Consider the following 22,476-nt stretch of genomic DNA (forward strand, 5'->3'; position numbering starts at 1 on the left):
TCAGTCAAGGGGCATGCCCGCAGAGCGGCGCCTTCGGCGCCCTTGACTGAAGAAACACGCTGAGGCCTGCTGGCTGACAAGAGATCAATGTCCACACCCGCGCAGCGCGCCGTTCTCTTACCGACGGCTCGCGATCGGCTGTATCCGGTCTGCTCCCAGCCTACATCAGCATCGTCATCGGATCTTCGACATAGGTCTTGAACGCCTGCAGCCATTTGGCGCCGGTGGCGCCGTCGACCACACGGTGGTCGCAGGTCAGCGTCACGGTCATCACTGTGGCGATGGCCAGTGCGCCGTCCTTGACGACCGTCCGCTGCTCGCCGGCGCCGATCGACATGATCATGCCCTGGGGCGGATTGATGATGGAGGCGAAGCTGTCGATGCCGAACATGCCCAGATTGGACAGGGAGAAGGTTCCGCCCTGGAACTCTTCCGGCTTGAGCTTGCGGTCCCGGGCCCGTGTCGCGAGGTCTTTCGACTCGCGGGAAATCTGCACCAGGCCCTTGCGGTCGGCATCGGTGATGATCGGCGTGATCAGCCCGCCCTCGATGGCGACAGCCATGGAGACATCGGCATGCTTGTGGCGGGCAATCATGCCGCCCTCGATCCAGGACGAATTGGCCGCCGGGACCTTCTTCAGCGCCAGGCCACACGCCTTGATCAGGATGTCATTGACCGAGACCTTGTCGCCATCCTTCTCGGCGGCGGCATTCACGCGCTTGCGGAAGTCCATCAGCGCGTCGATGCGGCAATCCACGGTGAGCGGGAAATGCGGGATGTCGCGGAAGCTTTCGGACAGGCGCTTGGCGGAAATCTTGGTGATCCCGTCGGCCTTTTCCAGCTCATAGCGGTCGCGGGCGATGCCGTAGGCGGCGAGCGGATCGTCCATGTCGACCGGCTTGGCGGCCGGAGCGTCGCTGGTGGTCTGCGTGGCGGACGACGAGGCCTGGGAGGCCGGCTGGGCCTTCTCGACATCGCGCTTGACGATCCGGCCATAGGGCCCTGATCCGTCGATGGATTTCAGGTCCAGCCCCTTGTCAGCCGCGATCCGCCTGGCGAGCGGGCTGGCCTTGATGCGGTCGCCACTATCCGTTTCGCCCCCGCTCGCGGGTGCGGTGCCGGCCTTGCCGGCAGAGGGAGCCGGATCGGCAGACTTCGGTTTGGCGGCGTCACCCTCCTCACTTTTCTTGGAGTCTTCGCCTTTGGCGGAACCACTCCCCGCACCGTCGGCGGCGGCAGAAAGCGCGCTCTCGTCCTCGCCCTCCTCCAGCAGGATGGCGATCACCGCATTGACTTTCACGGCTTCGGTGCCATCGGCGACCAGGATCTTGCCGATCACGCCTTCATCGACGGCTTCGACTTCCATCGTCGCCTTGTCGGTCTCGATCTCGGCCAGGACCATCCCGCTCTCGACGGTATCGCCTTCCTTGACATGCCATTTGGCCAGCGTGCCCTCTTCCATGGTGGGTGACAGGGCGGGCATCAGGATTTCGATGGACATTGGAAGCTCCGTCAAGCAGGCCCGTTCGCGCGCGACCTGAGGGTCGAACGGGCAAAGAAGGTCAGGAAAAACAGGGCGATATAGACGATTGCCAGCCCGCCCGAGAGCGATTGCTGGATCAAGGCGTCGAGCCCCGTCTCGGAATTGTTCAGCGCGGCCAGTCCTGTGGGAGAGAGCCCGGTCGTGCGATCGATCTCGGCCAGAGTGGCGATGAAGCCGTCATGCACCTGGGCCGAACCCAGCGCGATCCGGCCAAGAAAGGCGAGCACAAGGCTCAGAAAGAAGAAGGAAAAGATCCGCAGCCCGGCGCCGGCATGGCGCAGGAAAACCCAGATGGCGACGACATAGGCCGAGATCACGGTAAAGAAGACCTGCACACCCAGCAGAAGGATGTTCTGGTATTCCACCATCTGCTCGATGACGTCGGCCTCATTCATCTCAGGCCGCACCTTTCGGGTCCGAAATCTGGTCGATATTGTCTTCCCAGTTCGCACCATCGAATTCCTCGAAGCGCAGCTGGAGGCCCGCGTCGGCGTCGAGCGCGCGCAGATTGACCGACCAGCCGTCGGGATGGGAACGCGGCACATAGAAGCTCTTCACACCGCATTTCGAGCAGAACATGTGTTTGGCGATGTGCGAGCCAAACGTATAGGTCGTCAGGCTCTCCGCACCCCGTTCGATCCGAAAATCATTCTTCTCGACAATGAGATGGATGAAACCGGTCTTGGAACAGATCGAGCAATTGCACGACAGGGCGACAACCTGGTCTGGCAGGTTCACGGCAAAACCAACCTCGCCGCAATGGCACTCACCGTGACGCCAGGATTTTGTGGGGGAGTTGGTCATTCTAGAGCCCTCCGTCCTTTGCCCAAGCGGGATCAAGTCTCGCCAAGCCTGCACGGAACTGGTCCTGCACGCCTGCCAGGGCGTTGCCCTCAATTTGGGTATCCACACGCGTTGGATAGAACGCGGCCAAAGCCCCCAAGACACCCCATACGAAACTGCGGGTTTCGTAGTCCGCAAGATCGACGTCCGGATAGCGCGTTGCGATGTCCTCGGCTTGCTTGGGCGCGACCCCCGTCAGAAGGCGAAAGGCCTTCTCGTCCAATGCTGCATACCCCACGAGCTTGCGAAGAAGCCCGCTGAGCACCGCATTGAACTCGCCGGGAAAGAGGTCGCGGGCAAACATCACCCTACTCCGCGTAGCAGACAGCCTTCGCCGCCTTCACGATATCCTCAACGCCCGGCAGGGAGAGCTTTTCCAGATTGCCGGCATAGGGCAGCGGGACGTCTTCCTGGTGGACGCGGGCGGGCGGGGCGTCGAGATAGTCGAAGGCCTCGGCAGTGACAACGGCAGCGATCTCCGCGCCGACACCCATCCGGCCCCAGCCCTCTTCGGCGCAGACGATGCGGTTGGTCTTCTTCACCGACTCCACAATCGTGTCGGTGTCGAGCGGGCGCAGCGAGCGCAGGTCGATCACCTCGGCGGAGATACCGTCCTCGGCGAGGATTTCGGCAGCCTTGAGGGCATAGCCGACCATGCGGCTGTGCGCCGTGATGGTGACGTCGGTCCCGGTCCGGCGGACCTTGGCCTTGCCGATCGGCAGGACCCAGTCCTCCACGTCCGGCACGTCAAAGCTCTCGCCATAAATGAGCTCGTGCTCGAGGAACACGACCGGGTTCGGGTCACGGATGGCGGCTTTCAGGAGGCCTTTTGCGTCCGCCGCGTCATAGGGCGCCACGACCTTGAGGCCCGGCACATTGGCATACCAGGAGGAATAGTCGTGGCTGTGCTGGGCGCCGACGCGGCTGGCGGCGCCATTGGGGCCGCGGAAGACGATCGGGCAGCCCATCTGGCCGCCGGACATGTAGAGCGTCTTGGCGGCCGAGTTGATGATGTGGTCGATCGCCTGCATGGCGAAGTTGAAGGTCATGAATTCCACGACCGGACGCAGCCCGTTGAAGGCGGCACCGACACCCAGACCGGCAAAGCCGTGCTCGGTGATCGGGGTGTCGACCACGCGCTTGGGTCCGAACTCGTCCAGAAGGCCACGCGTCACCTTGTAGGCGCCCTGATATTCGGCGACTTCCTCACCCATCACGAAGACGGTGTCGTCGCGGCGCATCTCCTCGGCCATCGCGTCGCGAAGCGCATCACGGACCGTGGTGGAGACCATCTTGGTGCCGGAAGGGATGGCGGGGTCGGAGGCGTCCGGCGCGCTGTAGTCGATCACCACCGGCTCGCCATCGGAGGCCGCCGACTTCGTGTCGGCCTCATCCCTGGCCTGGTCACCTGTATCCTCGTCGGCGTCTTCGCCTGACGCGTCGGCGCCCTTGTCCTCGGGCTTAGAGTTGCCGCTCGAGGTCCCGATCGAATCGGCGTCCTCGCCCTCTTCGGCGAGAATGGCGATCGGTGCGTTGACCTTCACATTCTCGGTACCGGCCGCCACCAGGATCTTCGCGACGACCCCCTCCTCGACCGCCTCGACTTCCATCGTCGCCTTGTCGGTCTCGATCTCGGCAATCACGTCACCGCTCTCGACGGTGTCGCCTTCCTTGATATTCCATTTGGCGAGCGTGCCCTCTTCCATCGTGGGAGAAAGGGCCGGCATCAGGATTTCAATCGACATGGCTCTACCTGTCCTGTGTCAAATCTTGCAGACGCCGAAATCAGCCATTGGCCGCTTCGGGTTTGTAACGCAGCGCGTGCTCGCGCATCTTTCCGGCGAATTCCATCAGCGTGTTCATGGGACGGATCAGAACCTCGATACGCACCATCTGGCCGGCATCATTGAGTGAGATCTTGTCGATCCCGACGAGGCCCTTGCCCTCCACCGTGCCGGTGAATTCGAGCATGAGATCATTCCCGTCGACCCATTCCTGGCGATAATCGAAGCCTTCCACGACCGTGATCACGCCCATCAGGATGTGCAGCAGGTAATGCTTGTCCGCCGACGGTTTCCACACGACCGGCGAATGCAGCTCGCAGCCCTCGGCAATGATCGAGGACAGGCGCTCGGCGTCGCGCTCACGCACGGCCTGGTGCCAGTTGTCGAGGAAGTGGCGAACCTGCGGGGTCATGAGCCGGCTCCCGGGTCCGCCTGGAAGAGGCCGAACACATTGTGATCCGGGTCGAGAAAATAGGCCTGCCAGCCCTCACCCGGGATAGGAAATTTTTCCATCGCCGGCACGCCACCAGCTTCGGAGGTGTTGGCGCAGGCCGCATCGATATCATCGACCAGCGCCGTGATCACCGCACCCATCACGGCAGCGCCCGCTTGCGGGCCATCACCATGACGTTTGATCAGGCGACCGGATGGCATCCCGTCGGAGGTCACGATTTGCCAGTAACGCACCTCACCGAAGGTCATCGGCTTGAACGTCCAACCCAGGGCCGCTGTATAGAAGGCAACCGAAACGTCGGGGTCGGACGCATGGATTTCGAAATTGGCGAGCCGCGCGGTCATGATCAGACCTCCACCAGCACGTCGGTATAGAGCTCCGACGGATCCGGTTCGGGGCTGTCCTTGGCGAACTGGGCGGCCTCGTTGACGATAGCCTTGACGTCCTTGTCGATCGCCTTGAGCTCGTCCTCTGTGACCTGCTTGCCCTCGATGAGGCGCTTCTTGATGAGGTCGATCGGGTCGTGGTGCGAGCGGATGTCGTCGACTTCCTCGCGGGTGCGGTATTTCGCCGGGTCGGACATGGAATGGCCGCGATAGCGATAGGTGTTCATCTCGAGGATGAAGGGGCCATTGCCGTCGCGGGCATGCTTGACGGCCTTCTCGGCGGCGCGCTTGACGGCCTCGACGTCCATGCCGTCGACGGCCTCACCGGGGATACCGAAAGAAGCGCCGCGCTTGTGCAGATGGGTCTCCGACGACGCGCGCTTGACCGAGGTGCCCATGGCGTACTGATTGTTCTCGATCACATAGACGACCGGAAGGTTCCAGAGCTTGGCCATGTTGAAGCTCTCATAGACCTGGCCCTGATTGGCCGCGCCATCGCCGAAATAGGCGACCGAGATCTTGCCATTTCCCTTGTACCAGTCGGCGAAGCCGAGACCGGTGCCGAGCGCGACCTGGGCGCCGACAATGCCGTGACCGCCATAGAAATTCTTCTCGCGGCTGAACATGTGCATCGAGCCGCCCTTGCCGCGCGAATAGCCGCCCTCGCGGCCGGTCAGCTCGGCCATGACGCCCTTGGGGTCCATGCCGCAGGCCAGCATGTGCGCGTGGTCGCGATAGCCGGTGATCACCTGGTCGCCTTCCTCGAGTGCCGCCTGGATCCCGGTGACCACAGCCTCCTGGCCGATATAGAGGTGACAGAAGCCGGCGATCAGGCCCATGCCGTAAAGCTGGCCCGCCTTCTCCTCGAAACGGCGCATCATCAGCATCTCGCGATAATACTGAAGCAGCTCGTCTTTCCCGGCCGTGCCGGGGGCCACCGTCGTCGTCGACTTGGCGGCGGATTTCGAGGCGGTCGTCTTGCTTGTGCGCTTGCTAGCCATTAATTCGCACGCGAAATAAACTGTTCGCGCTCCCATCTGACACTCATTGCCGCATAGCAGATGGTGCACCGCACGGGCAAGCGCGAAGCGGAAATACACTCAGATGGGGAAAGTCTGAAACCCGGCCGAATGGGCTAACGGCGGTCTTCCGGCTCGATCTCGACGATGAATTCGCGCGGGTGGGCGACGTTGAGGATGTCGCGGGCACGCTCCTCGACATAATCGAGGTCGAGGCTGTCGGAGCGCAGGCGGGACGCGGTGACCTCAAGCGCCCGGCGCTCGGCCTGGGCCATGGCCAGCTCGGCCTCGGCTTCGCTGATCTCGGTCTTCACCACAATCCAGTTGAGCACACCCTGCTCGCCCGTCAGCGCGTGATAGCCGAAATAGGCAATCGCGCCTGCGAGAAAAAGACTGGGAAGAATACGCTTGATCGCGTCCAATGCCACACACCCTGCATCACCGGCTTTTGCAGCCTGTTCGATAGCGGTGATTCAACACGGTCAGGCTTTAAGAAGCATGAATCAGGGATTCAGGGACCGGTAATACAAGGGCCGGAATTGCGGCGCGATCGGCAGCGGGAAACGCCGTGCTTCGGACACCGCCACCATCCTGCAGACAAGCTCGCTACCGGGCGGGCTTCAGCGCGAGGGTCGCGAAACTCGTCGGCATGTAGCGATTGAGCGGTGTCGCTTCGTCCGACCAGTCATCCTCGTAGAATCCGGCGATCATCAGACCCGCCTCGATCTGGCCGCCGATCTGGGTCTCGAGACTATGGCTGAATTCCAGGGCTTCAAGCCGCTCGATACGGGCCTCGACGACAGGCTTTGGCAGATCCCGCGCGGCATCGAATGGCAAGCGGTGGCGGACCTGCAAGGCTCCACCACGTTCGATCTCATCATGATCAAACAGCCAGAAGTCCGGATTGACGAAGCCGGAGAGCAGGCGTCCGCCCGGCTTGAGACTGTCGGCGCACTGCCGCCAGACCGGGCCAAGCTCGGCGATAAAGAGGTTGGATGCCGGATGGAAGATGAGGTCGAACTCACCGCTGACATGCTCCGACAATCGTGTCATGTCGGCCTCGATGACGGTCAATTCAAGTCCGTCACGATCAGCGACGAAGCTGTCCTTGGCCAATTGCGCTGAGGAGATATCCAGCACGGTCACATCGGCCCCGGCAGCGGCAAGCACCGGCGCCTGCTGGCCGCCGGAACCGGCCAGGCAGAGCACGCGTGCGCCCTCAATTGCGCCAAACCACGCGGGCGGAACCGCCTTGTTGGGTGTCAGGATGACGGACCATTCGCCGCGCCGGGCGGCCGCGATGACGTCCGGTCCGACCGGCTGGCACCAAGGGCTGTCCCCGCTGTCAGATTCGGCATTCCAGGAGGCCGCGTTGTGGTGGTGGATATCCATTCCGGCGCCGCTGACTGCGTCTCTAGCTGATGGCGCTGCCACCGGCAAACATGCCGGTCTCGCCCAGCATGCTCTCTATGCGCAGCAGCTGGTTGTACTTGGCAGTGCGGTCCGAGCGGGCCAGCGAGCCGGTCTTGATCTGTCCGCAATTGGTGGCGACGGCGAGGTCGGCGATGGTCGCGTCCTCGGTCTCGCCGGAGCGGTGGCTCATCACGGCGCCGTAGCCCGAGCGCAGGGCCATGTCGACGGCGTCGAGGGTCTCCGACAGCGTGCCGATCTGGTTGACCTTCACCAGGATGGCATTGGCTGCCCCGGTTTCGATACCTTGGGCAAGGCGTTCCGGATTGGTGACAAAGAGGTCATCACCGACCAGCTGGCATTTGCCGTCCAGGCGCGCGGTCAGGGCGCGCCAGCCATCCCAGTCATCCTCGGCCATGCCGTCCTCGATCGACACGATCGGATATTTGGCGACCAGCTTTTCCAGGTATTGCGCGAAACCGCCGGCGTCATGGCTCTCGCCAGCGCCTTCCAGCACATACTGGCCGTTCTTGTAGAATTCGGTCGAGGCGACATCGAGGGCCAGGGCGACATCCTCGCCCGGCTTGTAGCCGGCGGCTTCGATGGCATCCATGATCACGTCAAGCGCCTGCTCGGCCGAGGTCAGGTGCGGCGCGAAACCGCCCTCATCGCCGACATTGGTGTTGAGACCATCGGCCTTCAGACGCGATTTGAGCGCGTGGAAGACCTCGGCGCCGCAGCGCAGGGCTTCGGAGAAGGTCGGAAGCCCGACCGGCATGATCATGAATTCCTGGAAGTCGATCGGATTGTCGGCGTGGGCGCCGCCATTGATGATATTCATCATCGGGGTCGGCAGGACACGGGCATTCATGCCGCCGATATAGCGATAGAGCGGCAGGCCCTGGACGTCAGCGGCGGCATGGGCGGTCGCCAGCGACACGCCGAGCATGGCGTTGGCGCCGAGGCGTGCCTTGTTGGCCGTACCGTCGAGCTCGATCATCGCCTCGTCGATGCGGCGCTGGTCCTCGGCATCCATGCCGGCGATGGCTTCAAAGATCTCGCCTTCAACCAGGTCGCACGCCTTGAGCACGCCCTTGCCGCCATAACGCTCGCCGCCATCACGCATCTCGACCGCCTCGTGCGCTCCGGTCGAGGCACCCGACGGAACTGCCGCGCGGCCAAAGGAGCCGTCTTCCAGCAGCACGTCGACTTCCACGGTCGGATTGCCCCGGCTGTCGAGGATTTCGCGGGCGATGATGTCGGTAATGGCGGTCATGGGGTCTCTCTTCGAGATAAGGGCGCGTTGGCCGCTTCATAACCAAGGCTGGCCGGGACGCAAGCCCGCGGGTGCGGGCAAACCGGCTTGTTAACGCGAACACCCGAAATAAGTGCGGTTAATGGGGTACGGACCCAGTTGCTCCGCGCTTGACCCCTGCCCCACTCGCCTGAAGACTGCCGGACTTCGACCCGACAACCCAGAGCGTTTGCGTGAAGCCTGTCTTTTCTGTCTCACCCCTTCGTTTGGGGTTGTTTCTCCTGAGCACCGCCAGCAGCGCCACAATTACCGTGTGGTTCGCGACCAGCGATGGACAGAGGTTAAAGCTCGTCTTGGGCTATCTCGTTTTCTGCGGTCTCTATCTGGGCTTCTCACGCGTCTCGAGCTACGAGCGCGAACACTGGGACCATGTCCAGCGCAAAGCCCGGCGCGAACTGAGATTCCTGGTCGGCTTCCAGCACTTGATCACGCTCTGGATCGCTTTCGTCGCGTGGATTGCCACAGCCTTTCTGCAACCCGTCGAGATTGCGTCGCTGGTAACAGCGTTCAACCTGGTCGCCGCGCACTTTTTCGTCGATGCCCTGATCCGCAGCAATCGCGCGATCGGACACCATGCCGGCCCGGTCGACTCCTAGAACAACCCCTCCACTTCACCGGCCTTGTTGAGATGGATATCCAGCGCCGCCGGATGTCGTGGCAGACCGGGCATGGTCATGATCGAACCGCAGACCGCGACCACGAAGCCGGCCCCGGCTGACAGACGCACTTCGCGGACCGGCAGGTCGAATGCGTCCGGTGCCCCGATCAGGGCCGGGTCGGCGGAGAAGGAATACTGGGTCTTGGCCATGCAGACCGGCAGATGCCCGAAACCGGTGGCCTGCCACTGGTCGAGTTGGCGGCGGGCGGCGGGTTCGAAGCTGACAGAGCCGGCGCCATAGATCGAGCGGGCCACGGTTTCGATCTTCTCGACCAGCGGCACATCATCGCCATAGAGCGGCGCAAACCGGCTCGCGCCGTCGTCCACAAGCGCGCTGACGGCCTCGGCGAGCTTTTCCGCGCCCTTGCCACCCTCACCCCAATGCGTCGCCAGCACAGCCTTGACGCCGCGCGCTTCGCAGAAGGCTTCGACGGCAGACCGTTCGGCTTCGGTATCGGCGGTGAAATGATTGATCGCCACGACGACCGGCACACCGAACCGGCCCATATTGTCGATATGCCGGCCCAGATTGGCGCAGCCCGCCTCGACGGCGGCGACATTCTCGCTGCCCAGCTGATCCTTCGGGACCCCGCCATTCATCTTGAGCGCCCGGATCGTGGCGACCAGGACCGCCGCTGAGGGTTCCAGCCCGCCCTTGCGGCACTTGATGTCGAAGAATTTCTCGGCGCCCAGATCGGCCCCGAAGCCAGCCTCCGTGACCACATAATCGGCCAGGCGCAGGGCCGTGTCGGTGGCGACCAGCGTATTGCAGCCATGGGCGATATTGGCGAAGGGGCCGCCATGAACGAAGGTCGGCGTGTGTTCCAGCGTCTGCACGAGATTGGGCTGGAAGGCGTCCTTGAGGAGGACCGTCATCGCGCCCTGGGCGCCAAGATCACGCGCCGTGACCAGGGATCGGTCCGCGCGCTCACCGACCACGATAGCGCCGAGGCGCTGCTCCAGATCGTCGAGATCGCGGGCGAGGCAGAGAATCGCCATCACCTCGGAGGCGACCGTGATATCAAAACCGGCTTCGCGCGGTGTCCCGTGAGCGGCTCCGCCCAGACCGGTGACGATATTGCGCAGCGAGCGGTCATTCATGTCGAGCACACGGCGCAGGGCGATGCGGCGGCTGTCGAGCCCCTGCTCATTGCCCCATTGGACATGATTGTCGACCAGCGCGGCGAGCAGGTTGTGAGCCGAGGTGATGGCGTGGAAATCACCCGTGAAATGGAGGTTGATATCCTCCATCGGTACAACCTGCGCCAGACCGCCGCCGGCCGCCCCGCCCTTCATGCCGAAGCACGGACCCAGCGAGGGCTCGCGCAGGCAGATCGCGACCTTCTTGCCGATCCGTGCCAGACCGTCGCCCAACCCGACCGTGGTGGTGGTCTTGCCTTCACCCGCCGGTGTCGGGCTGATCGCGGTGACCAGGATCAGCTTGCCGCGCGGCCGGTCGGCCAGGGATGCGATGAATTCACCCGACAGCTTGGCCTTGGTGCGGCCATAGGGAATCAGCGCCTCATCCGGGATATCGAGCCTAGCGGCAATCTCGGTCATCGACTTGAGCGTCGCGGCGCGGGCAATCTCGATATCGCTGGTCATGGCAATTCCTGTGGTTTGGCCGTTAAGGCCGACGATCCTGTTTGGCCGTGGAAACTGGCGCGCCGGGTCGGACTGTCGAGGCTTGTCCCGGGGCCAGACGCAGCCCGGCTATCCGGCAAAGAAAAACGCGCCGGGCAATGACCTGGCGCGTTTTCTTGTCAGCGGGTCGACCGGCGGACCGGTCAGCCGGGAACGACTCAGTCGTCCTTCGGCTCGAGGATCTGGCGACCGCGATACATGCCCGACTTCAGGTCGACATGGTGCGGACGGCGCAGCTCACCGCTGTCCTTGTCTTCGATGTAGACGGGAGCCGACAGTTTGTCGTGAGAACGGCGCATGCCGCGTTTGCTCGGCGTCGTTTTTCTTTTAGGGACGGCCATGAGCCTCTCCAGCGCTATGAATCAGTGGTCGGGACAGCGTTCGCTATCCTTTCGAGCCGCGCCGTATACAGGCTTAATCGGAGCGGTGCAAGCATGACGCACGGCCTGATGCAGGCCGCAAGGCCAAATGGATCAGCCGCCGCTCGAATGGCTGACCGATCCGCCCATGGCGCTTCTGGAATGGCGCACCGGCGGATTGCCAAGGATCCGGATCGACGCGCCCATGCTGGCAGAGGAATCCGCCGCGTCGGTGGCATGGGCAGCAACCGAGGCTCCGGTCGAGGCATCAACCTCGATTCGCGCACAGACCAGTTCGCCGGCCCGCAGCGACGTACCCGTCGAGGCTTCGATCTCGAGCGATCCGCAAACGCCGCTCAGCCGTACCGACGCGCCGGTCGCCGAGTCGATTTCCAGATCATCACTGTCAATGTTCCGAGCTTCGGCGCTGATGCCGCGACCGAAGGCCAGCTTGCTGATCTCCGGCAGGGTGACATGGACCACGACATCGAGATCATGACGACGCGAGAACAGACCGCTGTGCTGGTCGATCTCCAGGCGGCGTCCATCCACTTCGGTCTCGATCTTGTCGAAATCATCGGCGTCACCGACCAGCTCGACGGAGAAGGTGTCGCCCTGCACGATCACGAGTTCGAAGCCGCCATTGGCATCGATCCGGTCGAATCCGGTGAGGTTGCGGCTCTCACTGTCCTGGGCGAAGCCCGGTGCGGTTAACGCAAGTGCGGCAAGTGCGGCGCCGGCCAGTTGGGTGATGCGGTGATCGCGCATGTCAAATCTCCTGTGTCCCTGCCGATAGGATAACGGCCTTTCCTCCCAGATGCGTGTGACAAGTGGTTTAGATGCGTCGGCGCTGTAAAACGGGGACAAGTTAGGCAGGAGCCGGTCATGACACTCGAGGATTTCCGTAACTGGTCACGCCGGATTGCCGACTGGTCGGCGACTTATCTGGACGGTTTGCGCGACCGGCCGGTTCGGGCGCAGACAGCGCCGGGCGAGGTGTTCGATGCCCTGCCCGCCACGCCGCCCGAGGATGCCACCTCGATGGAGACGATCTTCGCCGATTTCGAGCGTCTGGTGCCCGACGCCATGACCCATTGGCAGCACCCGCGCTTTTTCGCCTATTTCCCCGCCAACGCAGCGCCGGCCTCGATGCTCGCCGAACAGCTTGTCACCACCATGGCGGCGCAATGCATGCTCTGGCAGACCTCGCCGGCAGCGACCGAGATGGAAACCCGCATGATCGACTGGCTGCGCCAGGCGGTCGGCCTGCCCGAGGGCTGGCGCGGGGTGATCCAGGACAGCGCCTCCTCGGCCACGCTCTCCGCCGTCATGACGATGCGCGAGCGAGCCCTGGACTGGCGCGGCATCCGCTCCGGTCTGGCCGGTGAGGCCGCGCCGCGAATCTATGCCTCGGCGCAGACCCATTCCTCGGTCGACAAGGCGTGCTGGGTCGCCGGTATTGGTCAGGACAATCTGGTCAAGATCGCCACCGACAGCGATTACGGCATGGACCCGGCTGCCCTGCGCGCCGCCATTGCCGCCGACCGCGCCGCCGGACACCTGCCCGCCGGTGTCGTGCTGTGTGTCGGCGGCACCGCCATCGGCGCCAGCGACCCTGTAGCGGCCATTCTCGCCATCGCGCAGGAGGAAGGCCTCTACACCCATATCGACGCGGCCTGGGCCGGCTCGGCGATGATCTGCCCGGAGCTGCGCCACATCTGGGCCGGGGCCGAGCGGGCCGACAGTATCGTCTTCAATCCGCATAAATGGCTCGGCGCCCAGTTCGACTGTTCGGTGCAATTCCTGAAGGACCCAACCGACCAGCTCAAATCCCTCACCCTGCGGCCGGATTATCTGGAAACGCCGGGCATGGAGGATGCGGTCAATTACTCCGAATGGACCATCCCGCTCGGCCGCCGCTTCCGGGCGCTGAAACTCTGGTTCCTGATCCGTGCCTACGGGCTGGAGGGCCTGCGCACCCGCATCCGCAACCATATCGCCTGGTCAAACGAGGCCTGCGAGGCGATTCGCGCCCGGCCCGGCCTTCAGATTGTCACCGAGCCCCGTTTCAGCCTGTTCAGCTTTGCCTGCACGGCTGGCGACGAGGCTACCGCGGACCTGCTCGAACGCATCAACACGGACGGCCGCACCTACCTCACCCAGACCCGCCATGACGGCCGCTATGTGATCCGCTTCCAGGTCGGGCAGTTTGACTGCACGCGGGGCGATGTGATGGAGGCTGTGGGCGTAATCGGCGAGCTGGCAGGCGGCTGAGACGGTTTTCCACAGCTGGCAGGGAGGGGAAGGCCCCTCGCCCCTAAACCATCCGGCTCTGTTCCAGCGCTGCGGCGATAAAGCTCGCAAACAGCGGGTGCGGTTCGAAGGGCCGCGATTTGAGTTCCGGGTGGAATTGCACGCCGATGAACCAGGGATGGTCAGCGATCTCGACGATTTCCGGCAGGATGCCATCCGGCGACAGGCCAGAGAAGCTCAGCCCGCAGGCTTCCAGCTTGTCCTTGTAGCCGACATTGACCTCATAACGGTGCCGGTGACGCTCCTCGATATGGGCCTGGCCGTAGATCTCGCGGACCTTGGAGCCTTCCTTGAGGACCGCCGGATAGGCGCCGAGGCGCATCGTGCCGCCCATATCGTCGCCGGCCGAGCGGGTCTCGACTTCATTGCCACGCGTCCACTCGGTCAGCAGACCGATCACCGGCTCGCCGGTATTCGAGAATTCCGAGGACACCGCGTCGTCATAGCCGGCCAGGTTGCGGGCGGCTTCAAGCACCGCCATCTGCATGCCGTAGCAGATCCCGAAGAAGGGCACCTTGCGCTCGCGGGCAAATTTCGCTGCGGCAATCTTGCCTTCAACGCCGCGCTCGCCGAAGCCGCCGGGAACCAGCACGCCGTGCACGTCTTCCAGGGGTTCGAACGGGTCGTCCTTCTCGAATTGCTCGCTGTCGAGCCATTTGAGCTTGACCTTCACGCCATTGGCGATGCCGCCATGGGCGAGCGCTTCGATGAGGGATTTATAGGCGTCGAGCAGGCCGACATATTTGCCGACCACGCCGATCGTCACTTCCCCGTCGGGATTGGCGATGGTGTCGGAAATGGCTTCCCAGCGCGTGAGGTCCGGCGCCGGGGCATCGTCGATGCCGAAGCAGCGCAGGATCTCTGTATCGAGACCCTGGCGATGATATTCCAGCGGCACGTCATAGAGCGAGGCCGCGTCGCGACCCTCGATGACGGCGCTTTCCTTGACGTTGCAGAACAGGCCGATCTTGCGCTTGTCGCCAGCCGGGATCGGGATCTCGCAGCGGCACAGGAGGATATCCGGCTGGATACCGATCGAGCGCAATTCCTTGACCGAGTGCTGGGTCGGCTTGGTCTTCATCTCGCCAGCGACCTTGATGAAAGGCAGCAGGGTGACGTGCAGGAAGACGGCATGTTCTTCGCCGAGCTCCTGGCCGAGCTGGCGGATCGCCTCGAAGAAGGGCAGGCCCTCGATATCACCGACCGTTCCGCCGATCTCGCAGAGCACGAAATCGACATCGCCGGCGTCCGACAGGACGAATTGCTTGATCTGGTCCGTGACGTGCGGGATCACCTGCACCGTGGCGCCGAGATAATCACCACGACGCTCGCGCTCGATGATGCGCGAATAGATGCGGCCGGTGGTGATGTTGTCGGACTGGCTGGCGGGAACGCCGGTGAAGCGCTCGTAATGGCCGAGATCGAGGTCGGTTTCCGCCCCGTCATCGGTCACATAGCACTCGCCATGCTGATAGGGCGACATCGTGCCCGGATCAACGTTGAGATAGGGGTCCAGCTTGCGCAGGCGGACTTTATATCCACGCGCCTGAAGCAGGGCTCCGATAGCGGCTGAAGCGAGGCCTTTTCCCAAGGAGGAGACCACGCCGCCCGTAATGAAGATATATCGCGGCATGGGCCGTCTGATTATCCCAGATTCGGACGCCTCGAAAGACGCGAGTTGATAATGTCGTGAAAAAAGAGGGTCGGACTAGCCGTCCGTCGGCACCGGAGCGCCCGTATCCTCTTGTTCGATAACGCCGGTCGCCGGGTTGTCGATTTCAGTGTCGAACACGCTGCTTCCGTCCGCCGAGATACCGGTCAGGATGGCGAGCAGGATCGAATTGCCGATGAAGACCGCGGCCAGAATCATGGTTGTGCGGGTCAGGATATTGGCCGCGCCGCGACCGGACATCATGCCGCCGCCACCGCCGCCGCCGATACCCAGAGCCCCGCCTTCCGATCGCTGCAGCAGGATAACGCCAATGAGACCAAGGGCGACCAGAAGCTGGATGATCAAAAGGACTGTGGTCATGAATACCGCCATAAGCCGGGCCGGACCGCCGGATTGGCGGCTCGACCAGTGATATAAGGAGTTTCCGGTGCGATGCCAGCACCGCCCGGTCACATCGCGGCGCGTTTTATCTCAGGTGACCCGGCTTGGCCAGCATCGTCTGCGGTTTCCCCTGCGCCCGCCTCGGCGGCAAGCTGGGCCGTGCGCTTGTTGGCTTCGGCCCGCGCCTGCAGGCGCTTGCGCAGATTGGAAACGGTGCGGCCGATCTCGTCCTTCGAGCGTTCGATCGTGTCGCCATTGGCAAAGGCCGCATAGGTGCCCATGGCCAGCTCCTTGACCAGTTTCAGCGTCCCGGGCTCGGCATTGCGGCCATCACCGAGCTGTTCGATCTGATCGATCAGCGCGGCGGCGACCTCGGCGGCTTCGCGGCGGCGGGCGCGTAGCACATGCGCGCGCAATTCCCGGGCCGAGCGCTGCAGGTCCTTGACGTCAAGGGCGACGGGGACCTTGCCCTCTTTCGTCTGCGAGGCTTCGAGCTCGACCGTGATCACGATCCGCATGGCCACGCGGCGCACACGCTCGGTGGTGACAGCCTCGCGCGCCTCATTGACCCATTGCTGGCCGTTGCTGAGCGCTTCCTCGTCATTTTCGACCATGGCCTTGAGAAAATTCGGCACGGTGATCGGCTGCGCATCGGTCGAGCGCCCGGGATCCTTGCGCCGGTCGGGGCCGATATAATCGGAGGTGACGATGAAGTCCTTGCGTCCCTTGATCAGCGTCTTCACGCGCTCCTCGGCGAACATGGTCGAGAACGGACGCACGATGACATCGTCCGCGCCGCATTCGATCGCCTTGCGGATATGACCGGTATCGCGGCTCCAGGTAGTCAGCAGCATCACGACAAAGGGATTGCCGCCGACCTCCCCGCGCCGCACCGCACGGACCAGGTTGAAGATCTCGGCATCGGTTGCGCTGGATTCGGCAACGATCAGGGTCGGCGCACTGTCGGCGATTCCGCTCTTGAAATCTTCCAGCGAGGAAACGCACTCGATCTTGCGAAAGCCGATTTCGAACAAGGCATAGCGCGTCGTGCGCTGATTCACGTGTATCGGATCGAACAACAGGACGGAGGCCCGGGCGTAGTCGGTATCGGCCATACTCGGATCGGCTCCAAAGCAGCTAGACAAAACTTAGCCTTGGACCCTGACGCAAATAAGTTTCGATCCGCTTACCGGAGTGGTTCGCTTTTGCGACTGACCGCCTTGATTATCGCCATGAAATCAAGCGGATTGAGACTGGCGCCGCCGACCAGCGCACCATCGACATCGGCGAGCGCGAGGAGCTCGGCCGCATTGTCCGGCTTGACCGAACCTCCATAAAGAATACAGGTGGTTAGCGGTTCAGGCAGCTGGTCGCGGATGGCGTCATGCATGGCCGCAACATCCTCCACCGACGCGGTCAATCCGGTGCCGATCGCCCAGACCGGCTCATAAGCTATGACCAACTCCATACCCGGCGATACAACCGGAAGTGAACCGGCGAGCTGACGCGCGACCACGGCCGCCGCCTGCCCGGCCTCGCGCTCCTCCCGGGTCTCGCCGACGCAGATTATCGGGGTCACCCCGGCTGCCAGGGCGGCCTCGGCCTTGGCCAGGACATCGCCATCGCTTTCGCCATGATCAGCACGGCGCTCGGAATGACCGACGATGACATGACTGGCACCGGCATCGCGCAGCATCGCGGCCGAGATGTCGCCGGTATGGGCGCCGCTGGTCGCCGCATGGCAGTCCTGCCCCCCGACCCGGACCCCGTGAGGCGCCGCAAGGCGCGCCGCGTCACGCAGCAAGGTCGCCGGCGGGCAGACCAGAACGTCGGCATCGGCTTTCGCCACCGCCGGAGCGATCTCGGCAAAGAAGCCCAGCCCGTCAGCCAGGCCGTTCATTTTCCAGTTTCCCGCGATGAGTGTGCGACGCGTCATCCTGCCCCCGATTGACCCAGCTTCGTCCCCGTTCGAGGCGGCAGGATTACTCATCTAACCCGGCCTGGGCAACGGGGCCTGCCCACAATCGCAGGTCAACCGCCCCCGGCGCTTGCGACCGCAATACCGCGCCGTTACCTTCCGCGCGACGTTTCCCAAGGGTTTTTCGGTCTCATGCTGTCAAATTTCCGGTCTTTCGCGCAGTCGCCGCTGGCGCTGGTCATCATTGTCCTGCTGGTTCTGGCCTTTGCCATCAGCCTTCCCGGAGCCGGGGGCATCTTTACCGGAAGCGGTGATGCCGTGGTTGTGGTCGGCCCGGAACGGGTCAGCCAGCGCGAGCTGGCGACGGCGTTCGACCGTGAAGTGGCCCGCCTGCAGGAGCAGGATCCCAGTATCACGCGGGCCCTGGCGCGCCAGGAAGGGCTCGCCAGCCAGGTCCTGCAGCAGCAGATCACCCTCGCCGCCTTCGCTGCCCGGGCCCAGGACCTCGGACTGGAGGCGTCCAATGCCACGATCGTCCGCGATGTCGCTGACATTCCCGCCTTCCGCAATCCGGTCACCGACCGCTTCGACCGCGACACCATGGTGGCTGCACTGCGCCGCTCCGGCATGACCGAGGACCAGTTCGCCCGCGATATCGAGAGTGACATCCTGCGGTCCCAGCTACTGGGCACGCTCGCCAGCTTTTCCGGCATTCCTGACCAGATCGCCGCGACTCGCTACCTGGTCGCCGAGGAACAGCGCCGGGTAACCGGCCTCGTCATCGACGCCTCGACCGCTGACGAGATCGCCGATCCGACCGATGAGGAGCTCCAGACCTTCATCGAGGAGACCCCCGGCGCCAACGGGCAGCCGCTCTTCACCCGACCGGAATTCCGCGCCATCACCCTGGTCCGCTTCCGCATCGAGGATTTCATCCGCGATGTCGCCATCGACGAGGCAACCCTGCGCGAGACCTATGATTACGAGGTCGAGACCAACCGCCTTGGCACTCCGGCCCTGCGCAGTTTTGCCCAGCTGACGACCAGCGACCAGGCGACCGCCGAGGAGGCCGCTGCCCGCCTCGCCAATGGCGAGACGCCGGCCGCTGTCGCCAGTGCCCTGGGTCTCGATGCCCCGCTGGTCCAGGACAGCGTCCAGCTGTTTGAGGTTCCCGACAGCCAGCTTGGCGAAACTGTCTTCGCCATGAGCGAAGGCGAGGCGCAGGCCGTCGAAGGCCGCTTCAGCTGGAGCGCGGTGCTGGTGACCCTCGCTGAGGACGCCACCGTGCCGAGCTTCGAGGAGGAACGTGAGCGCCTGCAGGCCGATGCGGCCACTGCCCAGGCCACGGACAACATGTATGAGGCCATCGCCGCCTTCGAGTCCGCGCGTGCTGACGGCGCCTCGCTTGAAGCCGCTGCCGAGCAGACCGGTACGCCGCTCGAAATATACGCGCCGCTGGCCCTCAATTCCATTGATGAGGACCTGCAGTTTGACGGTGAACGCTATCAGGGACTGGCCCCGGAAATCCTGCCCGCCGCCTTCGACCAGATCGAGGGTTTCGCGACCAATCTGGAAACCTATAACGAGACCGATTTCTACACGCTGCGCGTCGACTCCATCATCCCGAGCCGCCCGTTCGAGCTCGAGGAAGTCCGCGAGCAGGCCGAAGCACGCTGGCGCTCGATCCAGGTCGACACCCAGCTGCAGGCCCGCGCCGAGGACGCGCTGGCCCAGCTGGAAGCCGGCGACGACATGGAGATTGTCAGCCTCACCACCGGTGGCCGCACCGAGACCTCGACCCTGAAACGCGGCCAGACCGCTGGTGCCTTCACGCGCAACGCGGTCTCGGCAGCCTTCAGCATCGAACCGGGCAGCTACGACATGCTGCAGGTCGGCGAGGGTCGCTACCTGGTCCTCACGGTCAATGAGATCATCCCGGCTGAGATCGCCTCGGCGCCGGCCGCAGACCTGGACGGGATCGCGACCGATATCGCTGGTGAACTGGGCAATGACGTGATCTTCGCGACCCGGGAATTCCTGCTGCGCGACTATGGCATCACCGACGAGTCGATTGATCAGCGCCTGTACTCGCTGGCCATCGGCGAGACCGATTCCAGCACACCGCGATGACCCCGCACGCGCCGATCTCGCCCGATTTCCGGACCGTTGCGGAGCGGCTGGAGCGGGGGGAAAGCTGCGTCCTCCAGGCGCGGCGGGTCGATGACCTGCTGACCCCGGTTGCGGCCTATCTCCGTCTGGCCGCCAACCAGCCCAACGCCTTCCTGCTCGAATCGGTCGAGGGCGGTGCTTGGCGCGGCCGCTATTCGGCGATCGGGCTCGACCCGGACCTGATCTGGCAATGCCGCGACGGGGCCGTCAGCGAAGCGCGCGGGATCGACGTGGCCAATCGGACCTTTACCGCGATTGACGCCGAACCGATGACCGCCCTGCGCGACGTCATCGAGGCGGCTCACTGCGCCCTGCCCGCCGATGCACCGCCACTGGCGTCCGGCCTGTTCGGCTATGTCGGCTATGACATGGTGCGCTATCTCGAGCGCCTGCCCGAAGGCGCCGCACCCGATCCGCTCGGCCTGCCCGAATCAATTCTCCTGCGCCCCCAGACCATGGTCGTTTTTGACGCGCTGAAGCAGGAGATCCAGGTCTATTGCCCGGTCCGGCCGGGCGAATATTCGGCCCGCGAAGCGTATGACGCCGCGGTCGAGCGCCTCCAGACCACGCTGCAAAAACTGTCCGGCGCGACACCGGAGATCGCACCGCCAACCGGTGCGCTCGGCGCGCGCCAGTCCAATCGCAGTGAGGACGACTACCGCGCGGCGGTCGACAAGGCGCGCGACTATATCCGCGCCGGCGATGCCTTCCAGGTCGTGCCGAGCCAGCGTTTTTCGGCGGATTATCCGGCCGACCCGTTCTGGCTTTATCGTTCGCTGCGTCGCCTCAATCCCTCACCCTTCCTCTTCTTCTTCCGCTTTGACGGGTTTGAAGTGGTCGGTTCGAGCCCGGAAATCCTGGTCCGGCTGCGCGGCGATGTCGTCACCATCCGCCCGATCGCCGGGACCCGACCGCGCGGCCGGACACCGGCCGAGGACGATGCCCTGGAAGCCAATCTCCTGGCCGATCCCAAGGAGCGCTCGGAGCATCTGATGCTGCTTGATCTCGGCCGCAATGATGTCGGCCGCATCGCCAAGCCCGGCTCGGTCCGGATCACGGCGCGCGAGATCGTGGAACGCTACAGCCACGTCATGCATATCGTGTCGAATGTGGAAGGCGACCTCGCCGAGGGCGAGGATGTCGTCTCGGCCCTGTTTGCCGGCTTCCCGGCCGGCACTGTCTCGGGCGCACCGAAAGTCCGGGCCATGCAGATCATTGACGAGCTGGAACCCCATCGTCGCGGCGTCTACGCCGGAGCTGTCGGCTATTTCAGTGCCGATGGCGGCATGGATACCGCGATCGCGCTGCGCACGGCGGTGTTCAAGGATGGCCGCATGTATGTCCAGGCTGGTGCCGGTGTCGTGCTCGACAGTGATCCCGAGTCGGAACGCGTCGAGACGGTCAACAAGGCGGAAGCGCTATTCCGCGCCGCGATTGACAGCCTCGATCACTGAGGCCTGAATCCCTGAAGCTTGGCCCCCTGAAGCCTGGATCGCTGATGCCTGAAGCCCCGGCTCGCTGGCGAGGACGGCGTCCGACAGCGTGGTGGTGGTGACGAAATCGATACCCTGTGCCGCCGGGCTGGCCAGCCAGGTCTCGAGCGTTTCCAGCGTCAGCGCATGTGGGTGACCGATCACGACCGCGTACCCGTCCTGCCCGGCGAGATCTACCGCTTCGGCCAGCCGCGCCTCGATCGAGCCCGCGTCGAGATCATGATCGAGAAAGATGTCCCGCTCCAGCGCGCGCAGGCCCAGGCCCGCCGCCACGGCCCGACCGCGGCTCTCCGCCGTGGTCAGACTATCAAGGAAAAGCGGATTGTCATGACTGATCGCCGACAGCGCCACCCGCAGGGCGCGTGGATCGGTCGTGAACCGGCTGCCCATGTGATTGTTCAGACCGATCGCCCCCGGCACACGGGCCATGGCCCAGCGCATCCGGGCCTGGAGGTCGGCATCGCTGAGACCGATCCGCAGGGCATTCGGTCCCGGATCAGCCAGACCGACCGGTTCCATCGGCATGTGAAGCATCACGTCGTGCCCGCTCATCCGCGCCAGGGCGGCCAGCTCGGCCGAGGCGTCGGCATAGGGCAGAATGGCCACGGTCAGCGCAACAGGCAGGGCAAGGACACGCTCGGCGGCAGCGATGTCGAGCCCGACATCATCGATCACGATTGCGATCCGGGGCCGCCGGGGCGCCGGGGCCGGACGGTCCGCCGGAGCGATGACAACCGGGCTCATATTTGATGCGGCGACATCAATCGGCGCTGCAAGGGCATCGGCGACGGCGCTCACCGGGACCGGATCCAGCGAATCAAGATTGCGGGCGCGGGTGACTCGAACGCCCTGATGCTGCCCGGAACTGTCTGCCGATGCCATCGCCGGCGCTGGAAAACCGCCCTTGCTTGCCACTGAAAACACAATCGCACCAAGGAGATAGGCCGCAGCCGCCAACGCACCGGCAAAGGCCGGGATCGCGGAATGTCGCGCCTTCAGGGGAGCTGCGCTGCGTCGGGTCATGGCACCAGTGCGCGCGAAGGCGGTTAATCAGGCGTTAATGCGCTGGCGGGATTGGCGAAACCGCCCCCACTGACTAGGTTTGAGCAAGGGAG

23 protein-coding genes are annotated in these 22,476 nt (G+C 64.1%); 4 read left to right on the forward strand and 19 right to left on the reverse strand.

What is annotated here, in order from left to right; genetic code table 11:
• Positions 1–160: 160 nt before the first annotated feature.
• The 11 genes from AAA969_RS06990 to eno all read right to left on the reverse strand — a co-directional run bounded on the left by AAA969_RS06990 (position 161) and on the right by eno (position 8,715).
• Positions 161–1,501, reverse strand: a complete 1,341-nt coding sequence (locus AAA969_RS06990) for a pyruvate dehydrogenase complex dihydrolipoamide acetyltransferase (RefSeq protein ID WP_338245019.1) — start codon at positions 1,499–1,501, stop codon at positions 161–163.
• Positions 1,502–1,512: 11 nt separating this feature from the next.
• Positions 1,513–1,938 carry a hypothetical protein gene (locus tag AAA969_RS06995; RefSeq protein WP_338245021.1) on the reverse strand — a complete coding sequence of 142 codons (426 nt, stop codon included), beginning with the start codon at positions 1,936–1,938 and terminating at the stop codon, positions 1,513–1,515.
• Between the two features lies 1 nt (position 1,939).
• Positions 1,940–2,347: a GFA family protein gene (locus AAA969_RS07000; RefSeq protein ID WP_338245023.1), complete on the reverse strand. Its 408-nt coding sequence runs from the start codon at positions 2,345–2,347 to the stop codon at positions 1,940–1,942.
• A 1-nt stretch (position 2,348) separates the two neighbouring features.
• Positions 2,349–2,690 carry a hypothetical protein gene (locus tag AAA969_RS07005; RefSeq protein ID WP_338245025.1) on the reverse strand — a complete coding sequence of 114 codons (342 nt, stop codon included), beginning with the start codon at positions 2,688–2,690 and terminating at the stop codon, positions 2,349–2,351.
• A 4-nt stretch (positions 2,691–2,694) separates the two neighbouring features.
• Positions 2,695–4,131, reverse strand: coding sequence for a pyruvate dehydrogenase complex E1 component subunit beta (locus tag AAA969_RS07010; protein ID WP_338245027.1), 1,437 nt, complete (start codon positions 4,129–4,131; stop codon positions 2,695–2,697).
• Between the two features lie 40 nt (positions 4,132–4,171).
• Positions 4,172–4,582 (reverse strand): hypothetical protein, encoded by a 411-nt coding sequence (locus AAA969_RS07015; protein WP_338245029.1) that lies wholly within the window; start codon positions 4,580–4,582, stop codon positions 4,172–4,174.
• Positions 4,579–4,968 carry a VOC family protein gene (locus AAA969_RS07020; RefSeq protein WP_047158637.1) on the reverse strand — a complete coding sequence of 130 codons (390 nt, stop codon included), beginning with the start codon at positions 4,966–4,968 and terminating at the stop codon, positions 4,579–4,581. The genes AAA969_RS07015 and AAA969_RS07020 overlap by 4 nt, the downstream gene beginning before the upstream one ends.
• 2 nt (positions 4,969–4,970) lie before the next feature.
• Positions 4,971–6,011 (reverse strand): pyruvate dehydrogenase (acetyl-transferring) E1 component subunit alpha, encoded by a 1,041-nt coding sequence (pdhA, locus tag AAA969_RS07025; RefSeq protein WP_338245032.1) that lies wholly within the window; start codon positions 6,009–6,011, stop codon positions 4,971–4,973.
• Between the two features lie 134 nt (positions 6,012–6,145).
• Positions 6,146–6,451: an FtsB family cell division protein gene (locus AAA969_RS07030; protein WP_338245034.1), complete on the reverse strand. Its 306-nt coding sequence runs from the start codon at positions 6,449–6,451 to the stop codon at positions 6,146–6,148.
• Positions 6,452–6,635: 184 nt separating this feature from the next.
• Positions 6,636–7,421, reverse strand: coding sequence for a class I SAM-dependent methyltransferase (locus AAA969_RS07035; RefSeq protein WP_338245036.1), 786 nt, complete (start codon positions 7,419–7,421; stop codon positions 6,636–6,638).
• 22 nt (positions 7,422–7,443) lie between these two features.
• The gene (gene eno, locus AAA969_RS07040) at positions 7,444–8,715 is read right to left on the reverse strand and encodes a phosphopyruvate hydratase (protein ID WP_338245038.1); all 1,272 of its coding nucleotides are present in this window, start codon (positions 8,713–8,715) and stop codon (positions 7,444–7,446) included.
• Positions 8,716–9,047: 332 nt separating this feature from the next.
• On the opposite strand from eno, the gene AAA969_RS07045 reads away from it, so the two are divergent.
• Complete coding sequence (locus AAA969_RS07045; protein ID WP_338245040.1) at positions 9,048–9,350, forward strand: hypothetical protein; 303 nt, start codon at positions 9,048–9,050, stop codon at positions 9,348–9,350.
• On the opposite strand, the gene AAA969_RS07050 is transcribed toward AAA969_RS07045, so the two are convergent.
• From AAA969_RS07050 to AAA969_RS07060, 3 genes are all read right to left on the reverse strand, one after another.
• Entirely contained in the window at positions 9,347–11,017 is a 1,671-nt protein-coding gene (locus tag AAA969_RS07050) for a formate--tetrahydrofolate ligase (protein ID WP_338245042.1), read from the reverse strand. The two genes, AAA969_RS07045 and AAA969_RS07050, sit on opposite strands and share 4 nt — an antisense overlap.
• Positions 11,018–11,214: 197 nt before the next feature.
• Positions 11,215–11,397: a 50S ribosomal protein L32 gene (gene rpmF / locus AAA969_RS07055; protein ID WP_338245044.1), complete on the reverse strand. Its 183-nt coding sequence runs from the start codon at positions 11,395–11,397 to the stop codon at positions 11,215–11,217.
• 132 nt (positions 11,398–11,529) lie between these two features.
• Positions 11,530–12,183, reverse strand: coding sequence for a head GIN domain-containing protein (locus AAA969_RS07060; protein ID WP_338245046.1), 654 nt, complete (start codon positions 12,181–12,183; stop codon positions 11,530–11,532).
• A 117-nt stretch (positions 12,184–12,300) separates the two neighbouring features.
• Between AAA969_RS07060 and AAA969_RS07065 the strand changes: the two genes are divergently transcribed.
• Positions 12,301–13,689: a pyridoxal phosphate-dependent decarboxylase family protein gene (locus AAA969_RS07065; RefSeq protein ID WP_338245048.1), complete on the forward strand. Its 1,389-nt coding sequence runs from the start codon at positions 12,301–12,303 to the stop codon at positions 13,687–13,689.
• Between the two features lie 43 nt (positions 13,690–13,732).
• On the opposite strand, the gene AAA969_RS07070 is transcribed toward AAA969_RS07065, so the two are convergent.
• The 4 genes from AAA969_RS07070 to tpiA form a co-directional block, all read right to left on the reverse strand.
• The gene (locus AAA969_RS07070; RefSeq protein WP_338245050.1) at positions 13,733–15,361 is read right to left on the reverse strand and encodes a CTP synthase; all 1,629 of its coding nucleotides are present in this window, start codon (positions 15,359–15,361) and stop codon (positions 13,733–13,735) included.
• A 75-nt stretch (positions 15,362–15,436) separates the two neighbouring features.
• Positions 15,437–15,760, reverse strand: a complete 324-nt coding sequence (gene secG, locus AAA969_RS07075) for a preprotein translocase subunit SecG (protein WP_338245052.1) — start codon at positions 15,758–15,760, stop codon at positions 15,437–15,439.
• Positions 15,761–15,849: 89 nt separating this feature from the next.
• On the reverse strand, positions 15,850–16,896 hold the full coding sequence (locus tag AAA969_RS07080; protein WP_338245054.1) for a response regulator receiver protein: 1,047 nt from the start codon (positions 16,894–16,896) through the stop codon (positions 15,850–15,852).
• 71 nt (positions 16,897–16,967) lie between these two features.
• Positions 16,968–17,717, reverse strand: coding sequence for a triose-phosphate isomerase (gene tpiA / locus AAA969_RS07085; RefSeq protein ID WP_338245056.1), 750 nt, complete (start codon positions 17,715–17,717; stop codon positions 16,968–16,970).
• Between the two features lie 174 nt (positions 17,718–17,891).
• On the opposite strand from tpiA, the gene AAA969_RS07090 reads away from it, so the two are divergent.
• Positions 17,892–19,829 carry a peptidylprolyl isomerase gene (locus AAA969_RS07090; RefSeq protein WP_338245058.1) on the forward strand — a complete coding sequence of 646 codons (1,938 nt, stop codon included), beginning with the start codon at positions 17,892–17,894 and terminating at the stop codon, positions 19,827–19,829.
• Positions 19,826–21,322, forward strand: a complete 1,497-nt coding sequence (trpE, locus tag AAA969_RS07095; RefSeq protein WP_338245060.1) for an anthranilate synthase component I — start codon at positions 19,826–19,828, stop codon at positions 21,320–21,322. Before AAA969_RS07090 ends, trpE begins: the two co-directional genes overlap by 4 nt.
• Here the strand turns inward: trpE and AAA969_RS07100 are convergent.
• Positions 21,287–22,384: a divergent polysaccharide deacetylase family protein gene (locus AAA969_RS07100; protein ID WP_338245062.1), complete on the reverse strand. Its 1,098-nt coding sequence runs from the start codon at positions 22,382–22,384 to the stop codon at positions 21,287–21,289. The two genes, trpE and AAA969_RS07100, sit on opposite strands and share 36 nt — an antisense overlap.
• Between the last annotated feature and the right edge of the window lie 92 nt (positions 22,385–22,476).

Source organism: Maricaulis maris, from assembly GCF_036322705.1.
Classification (GTDB): Bacteria; Pseudomonadota; Alphaproteobacteria; order Caulobacterales; family Maricaulaceae; genus Maricaulis; species Maricaulis maris_B.